This window comes from Neptunicella marina (assembly GCF_014270035.1).
Taxonomy (GTDB): domain Bacteria; phylum Pseudomonadota; class Gammaproteobacteria; order Enterobacterales; family Alteromonadaceae; genus Neptunicella; species Neptunicella marina.
This window is the reverse complement of sequence record NZ_JACNEP010000016.1, coordinates 16,566-31,131: the sequence shown is the minus strand read 5'-3', so window position 1 is coordinate 31,131 and position 14,566 is coordinate 16,566. Positions and strand designations below refer to the sequence as shown.

General features: G+C 43.4%; 17 protein-coding genes and 1 tRNA gene. 6 read left to right on the top strand and 12 right to left on the bottom strand.

Annotated elements, in window-relative coordinates; translation table 11 throughout:
• Window positions 1–9 precede the first annotated feature (9 nt).
• The 5 genes from pheS to thrS all read right to left on the bottom strand — a co-directional run bounded on the left by pheS (window position 10) and on the right by thrS (window position 4,369).
• Window positions 10–990: a phenylalanine--tRNA ligase subunit alpha gene (gene pheS, locus H8B19_RS15650; RefSeq protein WP_186507838.1), complete on the bottom strand. Its 981-nt coding sequence runs from the start codon at window positions 988–990 to the stop codon at window positions 10–12.
• 233 nt (window positions 991–1,223) lie between these two features.
• Window positions 1,224–1,580 (bottom strand): 50S ribosomal protein L20, encoded by a 357-nt coding sequence (rplT, locus tag H8B19_RS15645; protein ID WP_186507837.1) that lies wholly within the window; start codon window positions 1,578–1,580, stop codon window positions 1,224–1,226.
• An 18-nt stretch (window positions 1,581–1,598) separates the two neighbouring features.
• On the bottom strand, window positions 1,599–1,796 hold the full coding sequence (rpmI, locus tag H8B19_RS15640; RefSeq protein ID WP_102795353.1) for a 50S ribosomal protein L35: 198 nt from the start codon (window positions 1,794–1,796) through the stop codon (window positions 1,599–1,601).
• 94 nt (window positions 1,797–1,890) lie between these two features.
• Window positions 1,891–2,433, bottom strand: a complete 543-nt coding sequence (gene infC, locus H8B19_RS15635; protein WP_186507877.1) for a translation initiation factor IF-3 — start codon at window positions 2,431–2,433, stop codon at window positions 1,891–1,893.
• A 19-nt stretch (window positions 2,434–2,452) separates the two neighbouring features.
• On the bottom strand, window positions 2,453–4,369 hold the full coding sequence (gene thrS / locus H8B19_RS15630; RefSeq protein ID WP_186507836.1) for a threonine--tRNA ligase: 1,917 nt from the start codon (window positions 4,367–4,369) through the stop codon (window positions 2,453–2,455).
• A 259-nt stretch (window positions 4,370–4,628) separates the two neighbouring features.
• Between thrS and H8B19_RS15625 the strand changes: the two genes are divergently transcribed.
• Genes H8B19_RS15625 through H8B19_RS15615 form a run of 3 tightly spaced genes read left to right on the top strand, consistent with a single transcriptional unit; the run spans window position 4,629 to window position 6,494 of the window.
• Entirely contained in the window at window positions 4,629–5,489 is an 861-nt protein-coding gene (locus tag H8B19_RS15625; protein ID WP_186507835.1) for a fructosamine kinase family protein, read from the top strand.
• Window positions 5,490–5,535: 46 nt separating this feature from the next.
• The gene (locus H8B19_RS15620) at window positions 5,536–6,261 is read left to right on the top strand and encodes a pteridine reductase (protein ID WP_186507834.1); all 726 of its coding nucleotides are present in this window, start codon (window positions 5,536–5,538) and stop codon (window positions 6,259–6,261) included.
• A 29-nt stretch (window positions 6,262–6,290) separates the two neighbouring features.
• The gene (locus H8B19_RS15615) at window positions 6,291–6,494 is read left to right on the top strand and encodes a CPXCG motif-containing cysteine-rich protein (protein WP_186507832.1); all 204 of its coding nucleotides are present in this window, start codon (window positions 6,291–6,293) and stop codon (window positions 6,492–6,494) included.
• An 18-nt stretch (window positions 6,495–6,512) separates the two neighbouring features.
• Here H8B19_RS15615 and H8B19_RS15610 read toward each other — a convergent pair whose 3' ends face one another.
• Complete coding sequence (locus H8B19_RS15610; protein ID WP_186507831.1) at window positions 6,513–7,286, bottom strand: rhamnogalacturonan acetylesterase; 774 nt, start codon at window positions 7,284–7,286, stop codon at window positions 6,513–6,515.
• A gap of 232 nt (window positions 7,287–7,518) precedes the next feature.
• Between H8B19_RS15610 and H8B19_RS15605 the strand changes: the two genes are divergently transcribed.
• Together H8B19_RS15605 and H8B19_RS15600 are read left to right on the top strand one after the other, a co-directional pair.
• Window positions 7,519–7,595: transfer RNA gene (locus H8B19_RS15605), tRNA-Val, on the top strand.
• Between the two features lie 362 nt (window positions 7,596–7,957).
• The gene (locus H8B19_RS15600) at window positions 7,958–8,581 is read left to right on the top strand and encodes a glutathione S-transferase family protein (RefSeq protein ID WP_186507829.1); all 624 of its coding nucleotides are present in this window, start codon (window positions 7,958–7,960) and stop codon (window positions 8,579–8,581) included.
• Between the two features lie 71 nt (window positions 8,582–8,652).
• Here H8B19_RS15600 and H8B19_RS15595 read toward each other — a convergent pair whose 3' ends face one another.
• The 3 genes from H8B19_RS15595 to H8B19_RS19175 form a co-directional block, all read right to left on the bottom strand.
• Entirely contained in the window at window positions 8,653–10,110 is a 1,458-nt protein-coding gene (locus H8B19_RS15595; protein ID WP_186507827.1) for a sigma-54 interaction domain-containing protein, read from the bottom strand.
• Window positions 10,111–10,409: 299 nt separating this feature from the next.
• A complete protein-coding gene (locus H8B19_RS15590; protein ID WP_186507823.1) occupies window positions 10,410–11,447 on the bottom strand; it encodes a pyridoxamine 5'-phosphate oxidase family protein in 1,038 nt (345 codons plus the stop codon).
• A 109-nt stretch (window positions 11,448–11,556) separates the two neighbouring features.
• Window positions 11,557–11,802, bottom strand: a complete 246-nt coding sequence (locus H8B19_RS19175) for a glutaredoxin domain-containing protein (protein ID WP_338401535.1) — start codon at window positions 11,800–11,802, stop codon at window positions 11,557–11,559.
• Between the two features lie 376 nt (window positions 11,803–12,178).
• On the opposite strand from H8B19_RS19175, the gene H8B19_RS15580 reads away from it, so the two are divergent.
• The gene (locus tag H8B19_RS15580; RefSeq protein ID WP_186507821.1) at window positions 12,179–12,592 is read left to right on the top strand and encodes a nuclear transport factor 2 family protein; all 414 of its coding nucleotides are present in this window, start codon (window positions 12,179–12,181) and stop codon (window positions 12,590–12,592) included.
• A 62-nt stretch (window positions 12,593–12,654) separates the two neighbouring features.
• On the opposite strand, the gene H8B19_RS15575 is transcribed toward H8B19_RS15580, so the two are convergent.
• The 3 genes from H8B19_RS15575 to H8B19_RS15565 are packed head-to-tail and all read right to left on the bottom strand — an operon-like array spanning window position 12,655 to window position 14,564.
• On the bottom strand, window positions 12,655–12,912 hold the full coding sequence (locus H8B19_RS15575) for a GNAT family N-acetyltransferase (RefSeq protein ID WP_186507819.1): 258 nt from the start codon (window positions 12,910–12,912) through the stop codon (window positions 12,655–12,657).
• A 36-nt stretch (window positions 12,913–12,948) separates the two neighbouring features.
• Entirely contained in the window at window positions 12,949–13,575 is a 627-nt protein-coding gene (locus H8B19_RS15570; protein ID WP_186507818.1) for an NAD(P)H-dependent oxidoreductase, read from the bottom strand.
• Window positions 13,575–14,564 carry a cyclase family protein gene (locus H8B19_RS15565; RefSeq protein WP_186507817.1) on the bottom strand — a complete coding sequence of 330 codons (990 nt, stop codon included), beginning with the start codon at window positions 14,562–14,564 and terminating at the stop codon, window positions 13,575–13,577. The genes H8B19_RS15570 and H8B19_RS15565 overlap by 1 nt, the downstream gene beginning before the upstream one ends.
• Window positions 14,565–14,566 lie beyond the last annotated feature (2 nt).

Below are 14,566 nucleotides of genomic sequence, written 5' to 3'. Positions count from 1 at the left end.
GTATTGTCCTTACTTAAACTGCTTGTTGAAACGTAAGTCATTTTCAAAAAATGAACGAAGGTCTGTGACGCCATAACGGATCATTGTCAGACGCTCGACACCAATACCAAAGGCAAAACCGGTGTATTCTTCAGGGTCAATATTCACTGCACGCAGCACATTTGGATGCACCATGCCACAGCCTAATACTTCAAGCCACTTGCCATTTTCCTGCATCACATCCACTTCGGCTGAGGGTTCAGTAAAGGGAAAATAGGAAGGACGGAAACGTACTTCCAGTTCACGTTCAAAAAAGTGATTAAGGAAATCGTGCAATATGCCTTTTAACTCAGCGAAATTAACGTTTTTATCTACCATCAATCCTTCTACCTGATGGAACATTGGCGTATGGGTTTGATCGTAGTCATTACGGTACACACGACCCGGAGAAATAATTCTCAAAGGCGGCTGCTCGGTTTCCATAGTGCGAATTTGCACACCTGACGTTTGAGTACGCAACATCAGATTAGGATTAAAATAAAAGGTATCGTGATCAGCACGTGCCGGATGATGTGCCGGGATATTCAATGCGTCAAAGTTGTGGAAGCCATCTTCCACCTCAGGGCCGGTTTTTACACTAAAACCAATTTCAGAGAAAAAGTTTTCCATACGCTCAATGGTACGGGTAACCGGATGTAAACCACCCATTTCGATGCTACGGCCAGGTAATGTAACGTCGATTTTTTCAGACGCTAATTTGGCATTCAGTTCAGCTGTTTTTAGCGCTTCACCTTTTTGATAAATAATTTGCTGAATTTGCTGTTTGGCCTGATTGATCTTTTGGCCTGCCGCTGGGCGTTCTTCATTCGACAGTCTACCCAACCCTTTTAGCAGCTCGGTTAACTTGCCTTTTTTACCCAAAAACTCAACACGAACCGCATCAAGTTGATCAGGCTGCTCAGCCTGAGAAATCAGCGTTTCCGCTTGACTAATGATGGCATCTAAATCCATTGTTTCTCCAACACGCAATCTAAAATTGCCTGACCTCTTTCGGTCACGATAAAAGACCGAAATTTTACACGAAAAGGTGTACCGCCTGCCAGTTTTGTTGAGTTAAAACACAGATTTATCGGAAAAAATTACGCAGGATTAACAATTGAGAAATAATGCGCGGAAAAGAAAAACGGGAAGCATCCTGCTTCCCGCTTCCCGAAAGAACTTAAACTTAATTAATTACTAGTTAATTAAGCCAATGCGCCTTTAGCCGCTTCGACTAATGCGCTAAATGCTGCTTTGTCATGAACAGCGATGTCAGCCAGGATCTTACGATCGATTTCGACAGACGCTTTTTTCAGACCGTTGATGAAACGGCTGTATGACAAACCATTTTGACGTGCCGCAGCGTTGATACGTGCAATCCACAATTGACGGAATTGACGTTTACGCTGACGACGGTCGCGATAGGCATATTGACCAGCTTTAGTTACTGCCTGAACAGCAACACGGTAAACACGGCTACGAGCACCGTAATAACCTTTAGCCTGTTTTAAAACTTTTTTGTGACGAGCACGGGCGATAACGCCTCTTTTAACTCTAGCCATTATTCAGTCTCCTCAAACTTAAGCGTACGGCAACATGCGTTGGATTAACGCAGTATCCGAATCATGAGCCAATTTTTTGCCACGTAAGTGACGTTTACGCTTAGAGCTCTTCTTGGTCAGGATGTGACGCAAGTGAGACTGCTTAGACTTAAAGCGGCCAGAAGCAGATTTTTTAAAACGCTTCGCGGCACCGCTGTTAGATTTCATTTTAGGCATTGCTAAAACTCCGCATTTTCAATAAACGGGACATTCCCGAAAGTTAAATAAAGCAGCAAGGTGAACAGTGATGAGTTGTTACTTTATACCTTTACTACCGTTTTGTAGGGGCAAGCACCATGATCATCTGACGGCCTTCAACCCGGTTAGGGAAAGACTCGCAGTTAGCAATGTCCTCTAAATCGGTTTTAATGCGATTTAACTGTTCAATGCCAATCTCCTGGTGAGCCATTTCACGTCCGCGGAAACGGATTGTGACTTTGGCTTTATCACCCCCTTCTAGAAAGCGACGCAGGTTGCGCAGTTTTACCTGGTAATCGCCTTCATCAGTGCCAGGGCGAAATTTAATCTCCTTGACCTGAATTTGCTTTTGCTTTTTCTTTTGCTCTTTAAGAGCTTTGCTCTTTTCAAAGAGGAACTTGCCGTAGTCCATCAATTTGCAAACCGGTGGGGCTGCATTAGGACTGATCTCAACTAAGTCTAAATCAGCCTGAGTTGCGGCGGCGATTGCGTCACTTAATGAAACAATACCTGCCTGCTCTCCATCTTTACCAATTAAACGAACTTCTTTTGCATCGATTTCTTCGTTAATACGTGCCTTATCAGATGCCTGGCCTTTGTTATTAGCGCCTTTAATGTGCTATTCCTCCAAGAAATTAAATAATATTTTTGCCTGAAACTTTCTCATCCAGTAAGGCTTTAAAAGCGTCAATACTGAATTTGCCCAGGTCTTCACCCTTACGAGTCCTTACTGCGACTTCGCCTGAAGCCATTTCCTGATCACCTACAACCAGCATAAAAGGAACTCGCTTAAGAGTGTGCTCGCGGATTTTAAAGCCTATCTTCTCATTTCTCAAGTCCGAGTTCACTCTAAAGCCCGCTTCTTTGAGTATTTTTTCAACTTGTTTAACGTAATCAGCCTGATTATCGGTAATATTCATCACCACAGCCTGGGTAGGTGCCAACCAGGGTGGGAAGAATCCGGCGTATTCTTCAGTCAGAATACCAATGAAACGTTCCAGCGATCCCAACACTGCACGGTGAATCATCACCGGCACACGACGTTCACCATCTTCAGCAACATAAGTAGACCCCAAACGATTCGGCATTGAGAAATCCAGCTGAACCGTTCCGCACTGCCATGCACGATCTAAACAGTCATGTAAGGTGAATTCAATTTTAGGACCATAGAACGCTCCTTCGCCGGGCAGGTAATCAAACTCAATACCTTTACCTTTTAAAGCATCGGCTAAGGCTTGTTCAGCTTTATCCCACACCTCATCAGAACCTACACGCTTTTCCGGACGCGTTGATAACTTCACCACGATTTTTTCAAAACCGAACGTTTTGTAGGTGTCGTAAATCATATCGATACAACCACCTACTTCATCCAGAATTTGCTCTTCAGTACAGAAGATATGTGCGTCATCCTGAGTAAAGCCACGTACACGCATCAAACCGTGTAATGCACCTGAAGGCTCATTACGGTGACAGCAACCAAATTCCGCCATACGTAGTGGTAAATCACGATATGATTTAAGCCCCTGATTGAAAATTTGTACGTGTCCGGGACAGTTCATTGGTTTAATGGCATATTCACGCTTTTCTGACTCAGTGGTGAACATATTTTCCGCGTACTTATCCCAGTGACCCGATTTTTCCCACAGAGTACGGTCCATCATCAATGGACCTTTAACTTCGCCATAATTATATTCACGTAATTTTTTACGCACGAAGTTTTCCAGCTCGGTATAAATACTCCAGCCATCATTGTGCCAGAACACCATACCTGGCGCTTCTTCCTGCCAGTGCCATAAATTAAGCGTTTTACCAATTTTACGGTGATCGCGTTTTTCCGCTTCTTCCAACTGTTTTAAATAACCTGCCAGCTGTTTTTTATCACCCCAGGCGGTACCGTATATGCGCTGCAACATTTTATTATCGCTGTTACCACGCCAGTAGGCACCTGCCACTTTCTGAATTTTGAAAAACTGACAAAAACGCATATTAGGCACGTGAGGGCCACGACACATGTCGATGTATTCTTCGTGATGATATAAACCCGGGCGATCATCTTTTTCGATATTTTCGTCCAGAATTTCCATTTTGTAGCTTTCACCACGGGATTCAAAAGTGTCACGCGCTTCCTGCCAGCTCACTACTTTTTTCACCACGTCGTACTGGGTTTTGGCTAATTCCTTCATGCGTTTTTCTAACGCATCTAAATCGTCCTGTGACAGAGCATGATCCATATCCACATCGTAATAAAACCCTTTATCGATAACCGGACCAATCGCCATTTTGGTGTTTGGCCAAAGCTGCTTAATGGCATGACCTAACAAATGCGCACAAGAGTGACGGATAATCTCCAGCCCTTCTTCATCGCGTACCGTGATGATTTGCAGTTTGGCATCAGTTTCAATTAAATCGCAGGCATCAACTAAAACACCATCCACTTTACCGGCAATGGTGGCTTTAGCCAGACCAGTACCAATATCACTGGCAACATCTAATACGGAAACGGCTTGGGGGAATTCGCGCTGACTTCCGTCAGGCAGGGTAATAATGGGCATGAAAATACATCCTATACAGTGGTGACACAAACCAGGTGCCACATGCGATAAAAATACGCGCTGTTCTCAGCGCAAAACCACAGCGAATATTGTTTCGCCAAAGCGGTCGAGTATACCCAATTGAGTAATTGTTTGGCAACGCGCTCAAGCGATTGATTTCGCTAATAGTTGCTCGAATCTACAATTTAGGAAAATATTCAATTCAAATAGCTATAATTGACAAATCAGAAGTGTTTTCCGCCCTAAAGAGGATCTCGGTGTGTGGAAGGGTATTTGCCAGCGTTTGAGTGAAAAGCTGAACAGTGACTTTAACCACTGTACTGCTCAATTATTACAAGTACCTTGTAGTTCTGCTGCTTATTTATTGCAAAATCAGCAACACCAGCTTTTTATTAAACTGGGCAAGCCGCTTGATTATCATTACTTTGCAGCTGAGCATTTTTCTTTATTACATCTGGCTGAAGCGCAATGTATCGACATCCCTAAACCCATATTGCTGGAAAAACACCGTGAACACAGCTTGATAGCGCTGCCCTATTTAGCCTTTAGCAGCGCAAGTGAACGTCAATGGTTACAGTTAGGTCAACAACTAGCCCGCTTACACCAACATACTAGCCAGTCTCAATATGGGTGGCAGGAAGATAATTACATCGGTAAAAGCGTGCAAATTAATAGCTGGCAAAAACGCTGGGATCAGTTTTTTGCCGAACAGCGCATTGGTTATCAGCTGCAACTGCTCAAGGAAAGTGGGCATTCTATCGGTGATATTGACGCCATAGTCAGCAACTGCCGGAAATTACTAAAAGGGCATCAGCCCAGTGCCAGTTTGTTACACGGCGATTTGTGGTCTGGCAATGTAGGTTTTACACTGTCGTCAGGTTATATATTTGATCCAGCCTGTTATTACGGTGACAGAGAAACCGATCTCGCTATGTCAGAACTCTTTGGCCGATTCCCTCCTGCCTTTTATCAAGGCTATAACGCGGTCTGGCCTGTGGAAAAAGGCTATGAGTATCGCAAACCCTTGTATCAACTTTATCACCTGTTAAATCATGCCGTTATGTTTGGCCAACCCTATCTTGATTCTGCCAAATCTCATCTGGTTAACCTTGATGTGTAAACAGCTTGTCTTTACAATTTTTCAAACTCCGCTTTCATCATAAATCATGCAGCATAAAAATATTCTTATAACAGGCGCGGCCAAACGCCTGGGCGCCCATTGCGCAAGACATTTGCATTCGCTTGGCGCTAATATTGTTATCCACTGTAATCACTCAAAAAATAGTGCCATTCAATTGGCTGATGAGCTCAATAAATCCCGAGCGAATAGTGCCCGGGTTATTTGTGCAGATATTACTGATATTAATCAGCTCACTATATTGGCAGAAAAGGCTATTGGCTGTTTTGGCCGTATCGATGTGTTGGTCAATAACGCGTCGACTTTCTACGCCAAAAATTTTGGTGACTATGATATTAATGACTGGCAATCATTAGTGGGTTCAAATATGCAAGCGCCCTTTTTCCTCAGCCAACATTTAAAAAAAGAATTAGCCAAAAATCAGGGTGTTATTATAAACATGCTGGATATCAATGCTCAGCAACCACTTAAAGGCTACAGTTTATATTGCATGGCGAAGTCTGCATTGCACATGATGACCGAAGTCTTAGCAGCGGAACTTGCGCCCGAAATAAGAGTCAATGGAATTGCACCAGGCGCTATTTTGTGGCCGGAACACCCGATTGATGAAAGTACGAAACAAAAGACAATCGCCGCTATTCCCATGAAAGGCATAGGTCACCCACAAGATATCGCTGACGCTATGGCGTATTTAATTAACGCCAAATATGTAACAGGACACAGTCTGACTGTTGATGGAGGGAAACGCCTTTAACAACCCGAGTCGTGATTGGGAGTAATAATATGAATAACATTAACCATCAAAAAATCAGCTGCCCACACTGTGGTCATGTGATGCATATCACTCTTGATACCAGCAACGGCGATCAGGACTATATCGAAGATTGCACCAATTGTTGTCATCCAATTCACCTGAGCTTTCATATCGATGATCTTGAGCAAAAAGTGCAACTTTACATCAACTCAGATGATGAGCAGGTATATTAACCTGCTCAATTTTGATAGCTAATCTTTATATACCAGTTTCAGGTGTTTAGGATCGGGTACACGTAAACGTTCAGCCAGTGGATGATGTTGCCTTTTCAAATCAGCTAAAATCACCTGAGCAACCTCTCTTGCTCCAAGACGGTTTAAATGAGTATTGTCTGATACCCCCACCGGATAGTTTGGATGCACACCCGGTTTAATATGCATAAAACGCAATAAACTTCCTTCGACTCCCAATCCCTGTACATAATGTTTTGTTAGTAATTCAGCATCAACAAAATCTACCTTCATAACCCTGGCTACATCGCGCACAATGTCGGCATAAACAGGATGTGAATCCTGCAGCACGCCTTTATCATCAAATTTACGTCTGACAATGGGCGTCATTAAAACAGGCGTTGCTTTTTTCGCACGGGTATCCTCAACAAAACGCGTTAAATTGGCGCGATACTGTTCAGGCGTGGTGTAACGATCCACTTTCTTTTTATGTTCATCATTGTGACAAAACTGGATGATCACATAATCCCCGGTTTGTAGAGTATCCATAATGCTTTGCCAGCGGCCTTCAGAGATAAAAGTACGGGTACTGCGACCATTTTTAGCACGGTTATCAACCTTCACCTTGTCATCAAAAAAAATACTAAATGGCACACCCCACCCCGTTTCCGGATAATCTTTCACTTCCTTAATTGCCATAGTGGAATCGCCCGCCATATAGACAGTAATAGGTTCTGCAGCGAGTGATAATGTAGAAAATAAAAAGGCTAACAAGGTTAAAAGTTTGAATCGCATAATATTCTCAATCTTAATTACATCGGACTGGCAGCATAAAACTAAGCAGTATGAATTACCTGACAATCGTCAATTTTATTCGCATTTTAATCATCACCTGCATATAAATTAATCAAGTGGTTAGCGTTTTGTGCGAACTGTCATCAAATTGCCAAAAAGCACTTGCACCCCTTGGGGAGCATCGTTAATATACGCGCCATTCCAGCCGTTTGGCTGTAAATACCCTCAAAGTGCGTCCGTAGCTCAGTTGGTTAGAGCACCACCTTGACATGGTGGGGGTCGGTAGTTCGAGTCTACTCGGACGCACCACTTTCCTGAATAATCCCTTTATTGAATTAAGCTGGTGCAAGCACCACCGCTCTCTGTGACCCGGTCCAATGGTCGGATAATTCGAGTCTACCCGGACGCACCATTCTCACTTAATAATTTTTTATAAATTATTAAGTGAGCACAATCGTTCTCTGTACCTCACACCAAGTGCATGCTTTTTGCCCCAGACAAAACAGGACTTAGATAAAACTAATTTATATCACCATATTTGGTTTCTGTTGCCGAAATACCGACAATTGCAATTAATCAAAACCCATAACTATTTGTTTTAATTTAATATTTTAAGTTGGCACATAAATAGCCTTAGTCAGTTTGACACGCCACTAGCTAAGGAGAGAGTTATGTCATTAATTAAACTGTACGGTCATCCGTTTTCGGGACACACACATCGGGTTGCACTGTTTTTGTCAATCATTGAGCTAGGTTACGACAATATGTTTGCTGACTTGGCCGGGGAGGAACGCAGACAGACGCCGTTTATGGCGTTAAATCCAGCAGGCCAAATCCCGGTATTGGTAGATGGACAAACCATCATTCCCGACTCCAACAGTATTTTGATTTATCTGGCGCAAACTTATGCCAAACATCAAGACTGGTTACCCAAACATCCTCAGCAATTTGCCAGTGTAAATCGTTATTTATCACTCGCTTCCGGATCACTAGCCGATGGATCAACCACAGTGCCGCTGTTTACTTTGTTTAATGCGCCTCATGGGGCCATTGAAACCAATGGTACATCACACGATTATCTGGCTTTTATTGATAGCCAGTTAGAGAATAATGACTGGTTGGTGGCCAGCAGACCAACGCTGGCGGACATTACACAATACAGTAATATTGTACATACATCGGAAGGCAAGGCTGATTTAAGTGCATACAGCAACATAAAACACTGGCTTCATAACGTGGAATCACTCCGGGGTTTTATTCCTGTGCAGGATTCCGCAGTGGGTTTAGCGGCATAAGAATCAGAGTGTCATTTGTGGTAACACCCCGCTTTATAACTATATTCACGTTAAAACCAGAGAAATAAGTTTCACGCTTTAAGGCGGTTTTTAATCCCTAGCTTATCCATGCGAGCTCTTAAGGTATTAGGATGCATATCCAGAATTTCGGCTGCACCACCAGAGCCAGATATTTTCCAGCCGGTACGCTGTAAAATATTAGTAATATGTGCCGTTTCAAACGCCGCCAGCGATTGATCAGCGCTGCGGTCTATAGGATTAGACACTTTGGTTACCGGTAATAATTCAGGGGTGATATGGATTTCATCTCCCAAGCTTAAAATTGCAGCACGTTCCAACACGTTTTGTAATTCCCGCACATTACCCAACCAGGAATATGCCATTAACGATGACAGCGATGCCTGACTTAACGCTTTAAAATGACGCCCTAACTTAACCCCAAGCTGCTGAACAATGCTATTGGCTAACATAGGAATATCACTGATGCGTTCCCTCAATGGTGGTACCTGTACTGGAAACACACTTAAACGGTAAAACAGATCTAAACGGAAATCCCCTGCCTCACTTAATTGCTGTAAATTCTTATGACTGGCGGCGACAATACGCACATCCACCTTTATGGTTTTGTGACCACCTACCCGCTCAAACTCACCTTCCTGCAATACCCTGAGCAACTTAGTTTGTGTATCAGCCGGTAATTCTGCTACCTCATCCAAAAACAAAGTGCCCCCATTGGCCAGCTCAAATCGGCCAATACGGGTTGATGTGGCGCCGGTAAAAGCGCCTTTTTCATGTCCAAACAATTCGCTTTCAACCAGGTTATGAGGAATAGCACCACAGTTAATTTTAACTAACGCATTCTTACTACGCGGACTTAGATGATGGATTTCATTAGCAATCAACTCTTTGCCAGTACCAGTTTCGCCCTGGATCAACACACTGGCATCAGTGGGCGCCACCTGACGTACCAATTGTAATAGCGTTTTCATTTTTGCATGACCCGCAACAATGCTCTTTGCCTGATGCTGTTCACGTAATTCGGCTTTTAAATAGCGATTCTCGGCCTGTAATTGTTTTTGCAGGCGTTTAACTTCTTCTAACGCACTTGTCAGTTTTTTTTCATTCTGTTTACGGGTAGTGATATCGCGAAACACCACCACAGCGCCAACAATGTGTCCATCGCGGATCATGGGGGTGCTGGTGTATTCCACCGGAAAACTCGATCCATCTTTACGCCAGAACAATTCATCCTGCTCGTGATGCACCACTCCGTCTTTCAGTGCCATATAAATCGGGCATTCTTCCTGAGGATAATGTGCGCCACAGCATTTAGTATGATGCCAGATGGAATGTGCCTGTCTACCCTGTAAGTCTGCCACCGACCAGCCTGTCATGCGTTCAGCTGCAGGATTACTAAAAGTCGTAAAACCTTCTTTATTAATGCCGTAAACCCCTTCCCCCACTGAGTTTAAAATCAGCGAGTTCAGTTCAAGTAAATCGGTCAATGCGTTATTTTCTGGTGCCATCATGTTCAAATTTCTAAAAGTTAAATTAGAGCGTGTTGATCTTTGCTGTATGAATTTTGTTCTAACTAAACGCTTTTTAATCGCGGCGCTTATTTGCAGGCCTAATGGATTAAGTCAAAAATAAGCAACAAAGAGTAAAAAGTGTTTAGGACGAACCCTTCCGGCAACGTTTGCGCGGCATTTCTACTGCTTCAGCACGCATTTATGTACAACAACTACACCACATTCGTGCTTCATTGTTTAAATACCGCGCAACTCGTTGCAAAAATATACCGCAAAGATCAACACGCTCTAGCAATCCATTACACCGCCTGATTATAGGACGGCCAGATTGAATGCATATCAACGTAAGGAGAATACTCCTGCAACTGAAACCTAATGGGTAGCGCATCAGAGACTTTAATCACAGTATCGATCTTAAACTGCCATAGTCTTTCAGCACCGGGCAAACATTGTACGAGTGTATCATCCCACAACACCTTTGCTCGTCCGTTTAAGTACAATATATCGCCATGTTCAAAATCTATAAACAACAGGCCCGCATTTGGATTAAGTTCAAAATTCCCCAGCGTATTAAAATGAAAATTACCGGCAAAATCGGGAACAGTTAGCGTGTTGCTGTTATCAACAATGACAAATCCGGGTTGTCCCCCACGGTATGATATATCTGCTCCGCTACAATTACCGTTTGTTTGTGAACCACTATGGCTCGCAACAAAAAAGCTGTCCGCCCTGCTAATTATTTCGACTGCGGGTTTATACAGTGCTGAAAATCGTTCAATACTGGGTTTAGCGGCGCTATTACCGGGTTCATACTGGCGAGCATGTATATAACGGGGACAATTTCCAAAAGTTTGTTTGACTGCAATTTGCAAACAACCCGGCTTATACCCCACCACAGTTCCGGATATGCGGTTACGACGACGATTATTAAAATCCAGACCTAAAATTGCGATATCAGTTCCCGGCGCTAAGGCATCTGACAAAGGATCTGTATCGGCTAACGACGTTTTGATTATCAGGGTATAAGGATCAGGACTTTGAACAAATCCCGCTTGTCCGGTTAACACAGTTGCCCATACCTGACCTTGCTGATCAGTTGCACCAACAAACAGATAAGACAGCGACAAATAAAACATCTGATGTTGTTTTGGAATAAAGTCACGGATCATGCGATCTGCATAACTGGCAATTTGCGCTCTGGCGCCTGTGCGTTGTTGCAACCGCAATTCTCCCTGATGGAACAGGTTACTCTGACTCATGATACTGTGCCCTGGGGTAGCGATACTGACTAACCAGTTCATGCGGGAAGTAGTCGCACGGTTCTGTCGATATATCATCCGGATTAAACCACTGATGACACCATCTTTTGATCCGACTTTGATAAACTCGCCATAATGTCAGCATCATACCGTCCTTACTGTGTATTAAACGGAATCATTCACTCAGTTAAAAACCACTGAGCTTTGCCTGTTGGTCTAAACGGGCCAGATCATCGTAGCCACCAACAGGTAAATCATTGATGAAAATTTGTGGATATGTCTGGTAACGAACCCGGCGTGCCAGTTCATCTTTACGCACCGGGTCGGCATAAACATCATATTCAGTAAACTCCAGCATGCGCTTATTCAGCAACTGTTTAGCTAACGCGCAATATCCACAACCTGGACGGGTATAAATTTCAACTTTAGGCACAATTTTTTCCTTGATAATAAAATATCTGTCACCTATCGCGAAAAACATGCCAAACATTAAAAACTCTTTTTTATATTATTTTTCAATACCTTAATAAACTTACCCCATAACAAGATCTCACAAAAAACCACCAAATATGGTTCAATTTACCAAATATGGTAAATACACCTAAATTGAATCAGACAAAAGTAAAATGGCTTACCCAACGCGCTCGGCAATAGGCGTTACAACGCCTAACCAAATATGGGTTGTAATTACACAATACTGTGAAATTAAAGATAGCGAAAATCATAACCCATTGAATAATATAAAGAATAATATTGGCACAGGACTTGGAACAGGCAATTAGCTTATTAACTATCTTAAGGAATTACTTATGACAACACGTCCGCCTTTACCCCCCTTTACTGCAGAATCTGCTGCTCTGAAAGTGCAAATGGCAGAAGATGGCTGGAACAGCCGCGATCCACACAAAGTATCACTGGCTTATACCGAAGATTCACAATGGCGTAACCGTGACCTGATATTTTCCGGTCGCGAAAACATCGTGAAATTTTTAAGTGAAAAATGGCAAAAGGAACAAAATTACAAACTTAAAAAAGAACTGTGGTGTTTTGATTCCCATCGTATTGCGGTGAAATTCTTTTATGAATGGCAGGATGCAGAAGGTCAGTGGTATCGTTCATATGGTAATGAGTTGTGGCAATTTAACGATGATGGGCTGATGGAACGACGCGAAGCCAGCATCAACGACGCTAAAATTGATCAATCTGAACGTCAGTTAGGCTAATACAGGTTACTTTCCCGGATATAATAAGGCGTATTTTGCGATAAACAAAATACGCCTTATTACTATAAAAAATAAATGCTGTAATACTGCTTAAATCCGAGCTTTTGATACAAAGACCGCCCCATCGATGAAGCCTGCAAATCAATATATTTGAGTCCCTGTAATCTGGCAAAGTCAATAACAAAGCCCATCAACTGTTGTGCAATACCCTGTCCGCGACACTCTGGAATTACCCCCATTTGATGTACTCCTAAAGTGTTAGCTGTTCGAAAGAGCAACACACTGGCCACGGCTTTTTTATTTTGATAAGCAATAAACACAAGGCAGCACTGACAGAAAACGCCACAAAGCTTGCATCAGGCCACCCGACTAAAAGTATCAGCCGGTATGCGCACTTTACCAGAGCTGGCTGCGGCATCATCCTCACTACGGTATCCCAGCGCACAAATAACAGTAGTCGTGAGATTGTGTGCCGACAGCCCCAGCACATCATCAAATCCAGGCGCTTCAAATCCGGCCATAGGACAAGCATCAATTTGCATACTGGCTGCGACAGTTAGCAAATTCCCCAATGCAATATAGGCTTGCTGACTGGCCCATGTACTGGCTTGCTGCTGACTAAACTGACCAATCACATCAGACACGTGTGATTTGTATCCGTCCAGACTCCCGGCAGTCAGCTGCTGTTGCTGTTCCGTTAAACTGAAAATATCATCTATCATGCCCTGACCAATATCGGTGCGCTGTGCCAAAACAAATAAATGCGAACACTCCGCTACCTTTTGTTGCCCCATTGAAAAAGGCAACAACGCATCCTTTACAGCCTGAGACTCAACCACAATTAAACGATAGGGTTGTAAACCGTACGAAGAAGGTGTTAAGCGAACAACCTCACGCAAAATATTAACATCAGACGGTGACAGGGTTTGCTGATTAAATTGTCTGACGGCATAACGCCAGTTAAGTGAATCTAATAATGTCATTATTTATCTCCGGTGGAATGTAAAGGCACCGCAATCGGGCGCATAGGCGCAGCATCTGCACCACGTAATTTGAGTGAACTACCGATAAAGGCAAACTCATAAACCTGTGCTTTGGCGAGTGATTCGAGGTTAACCAGTTCCATTATTGGAATACCGTGCTGTGCCAGAAAATAGGTATGTAAAGGTACGTAGTTGCCTTCCAGTTCAGATGGGAATGCCTCGAAACTAAGATTATCTGCCCCCACTATCATGGCTTTGGCCTGCTCCGCCAGATAGCGCGCAGCATCCAAGCCAAGACCCGGCGCATGCTGCATATACTGCTGCGCATTTTCATACACTTGCATACGCCCGGTGCGGATCAACACCACATCACCCGGCATAAGTTCAACCTGCTGATATTCAAGTGCCTGCTTAATATCATTGGCAGTAATACGATAATCATCAGGCAACATAGACACCTTTTTACTGGCTGCAATATCAATCATCACTCCCCGGGCAATCACTGGCGGAATGGTTTCTGCCCCGGTACGTGTCCAGCCTTTATCTCCAAGATATTTATCCGCGGAAAAGTGGTTATATATTTCACCATTGAGGCCAAAATGATTAAGCGCATCAATATGCGTGCCGCTGTGGGTATACATGGAAACGGCACTACCGGTATAACTTACATGTTGGTTAATTTTTTCCCCCTGACCTAACACATTATCCACCACTGACCCTTTAGGCGTGTGTGTCATCCAGATTTGATAGGTAGGATCGCCTGCTGCTTGCCAGCTTGGCATGCCAATAAAATATTCAACCGATAAATCAAACACACGTGACCAGTCGGCAGTGGCCATCAGGCGTATACGTTTTTGTGCCGTCATTTGGTTAAGCTGGCCAAGCTCATCATCTTCACCCCAGGGGCTATCTGCTACCTGAGCCTGCTGAGCTGTTACATTTTGCCCGCTTAATGCAGCCATTAATAAAGCAATTTTGGTTAATTTCATCT

Excerpts from the sequence above, each read along its gene's own strand:
- rplT (WP_186507837.1), bottom strand. The coding sequence starts at position 1,580 with ATGGCTAGAGTTAAAAGAGGCGTTATCGCCCGTGCTCGTCACAAAAAA.
- thrS (WP_186507836.1), bottom strand. The coding sequence starts at position 4,369 with ATGCCCATTATTACCCTGCCTGACGGAAGTCAGCGCGAATTCCCCCAA.
- H8B19_RS15620 (WP_186507834.1), top strand. The coding sequence starts at position 5,536 with ATGCAGCATAAAAATATTCTTATAACAGGCGCGGCCAAACGCCTGGGC.
- pheS (WP_186507838.1), bottom strand. The coding sequence starts at position 990 with ATGGATTTAGATGCCATCATTAGTCAAGCGGAAACGCTGATTTCTCAG.
- H8B19_RS15610 (WP_186507831.1), bottom strand. The coding sequence starts at position 7,286 with ATGCGATTCAAACTTTTAACCTTGTTAGCCTTTTTATTTTCTACATTA.
- H8B19_RS15565 (WP_186507817.1), bottom strand. The coding sequence starts at position 14,564 with ATGAAATTAACCAAAATTGCTTTATTAATGGCTGCATTAAGCGGGCAA.
- H8B19_RS15595 (WP_186507827.1), bottom strand. The coding sequence starts at position 10,110 with ATGATGGCACCAGAAAATAACGCATTGACCGATTTACTTGAACTGAAC.
- H8B19_RS15580 (WP_186507821.1), top strand. The coding sequence starts at position 12,179 with ATGACAACACGTCCGCCTTTACCCCCCTTTACTGCAGAATCTGCTGCT.
- H8B19_RS15615 (WP_186507832.1), top strand. The coding sequence starts at position 6,291 with ATGAATAACATTAACCATCAAAAAATCAGCTGCCCACACTGTGGTCAT.
- H8B19_RS15570 (WP_186507818.1), bottom strand. The coding sequence starts at position 13,575 with ATGACATTATTAGATTCACTTAACTGGCGTTATGCCGTCAGACAATTT.
- rpmI (WP_102795353.1), bottom strand. The coding sequence starts at position 1,796 with ATGCCTAAAATGAAATCTAACAGCGGTGCCGCGAAGCGTTTTAAAAAA.
- H8B19_RS15600 (WP_186507829.1), top strand. The coding sequence starts at position 7,958 with ATGTCATTAATTAAACTGTACGGTCATCCGTTTTCGGGACACACACAT.
- H8B19_RS15590 (WP_186507823.1), bottom strand. The coding sequence starts at position 11,447 with ATGATATATCGACAGAACCGTGCGACTACTTCCCGCATGAACTGGTTA.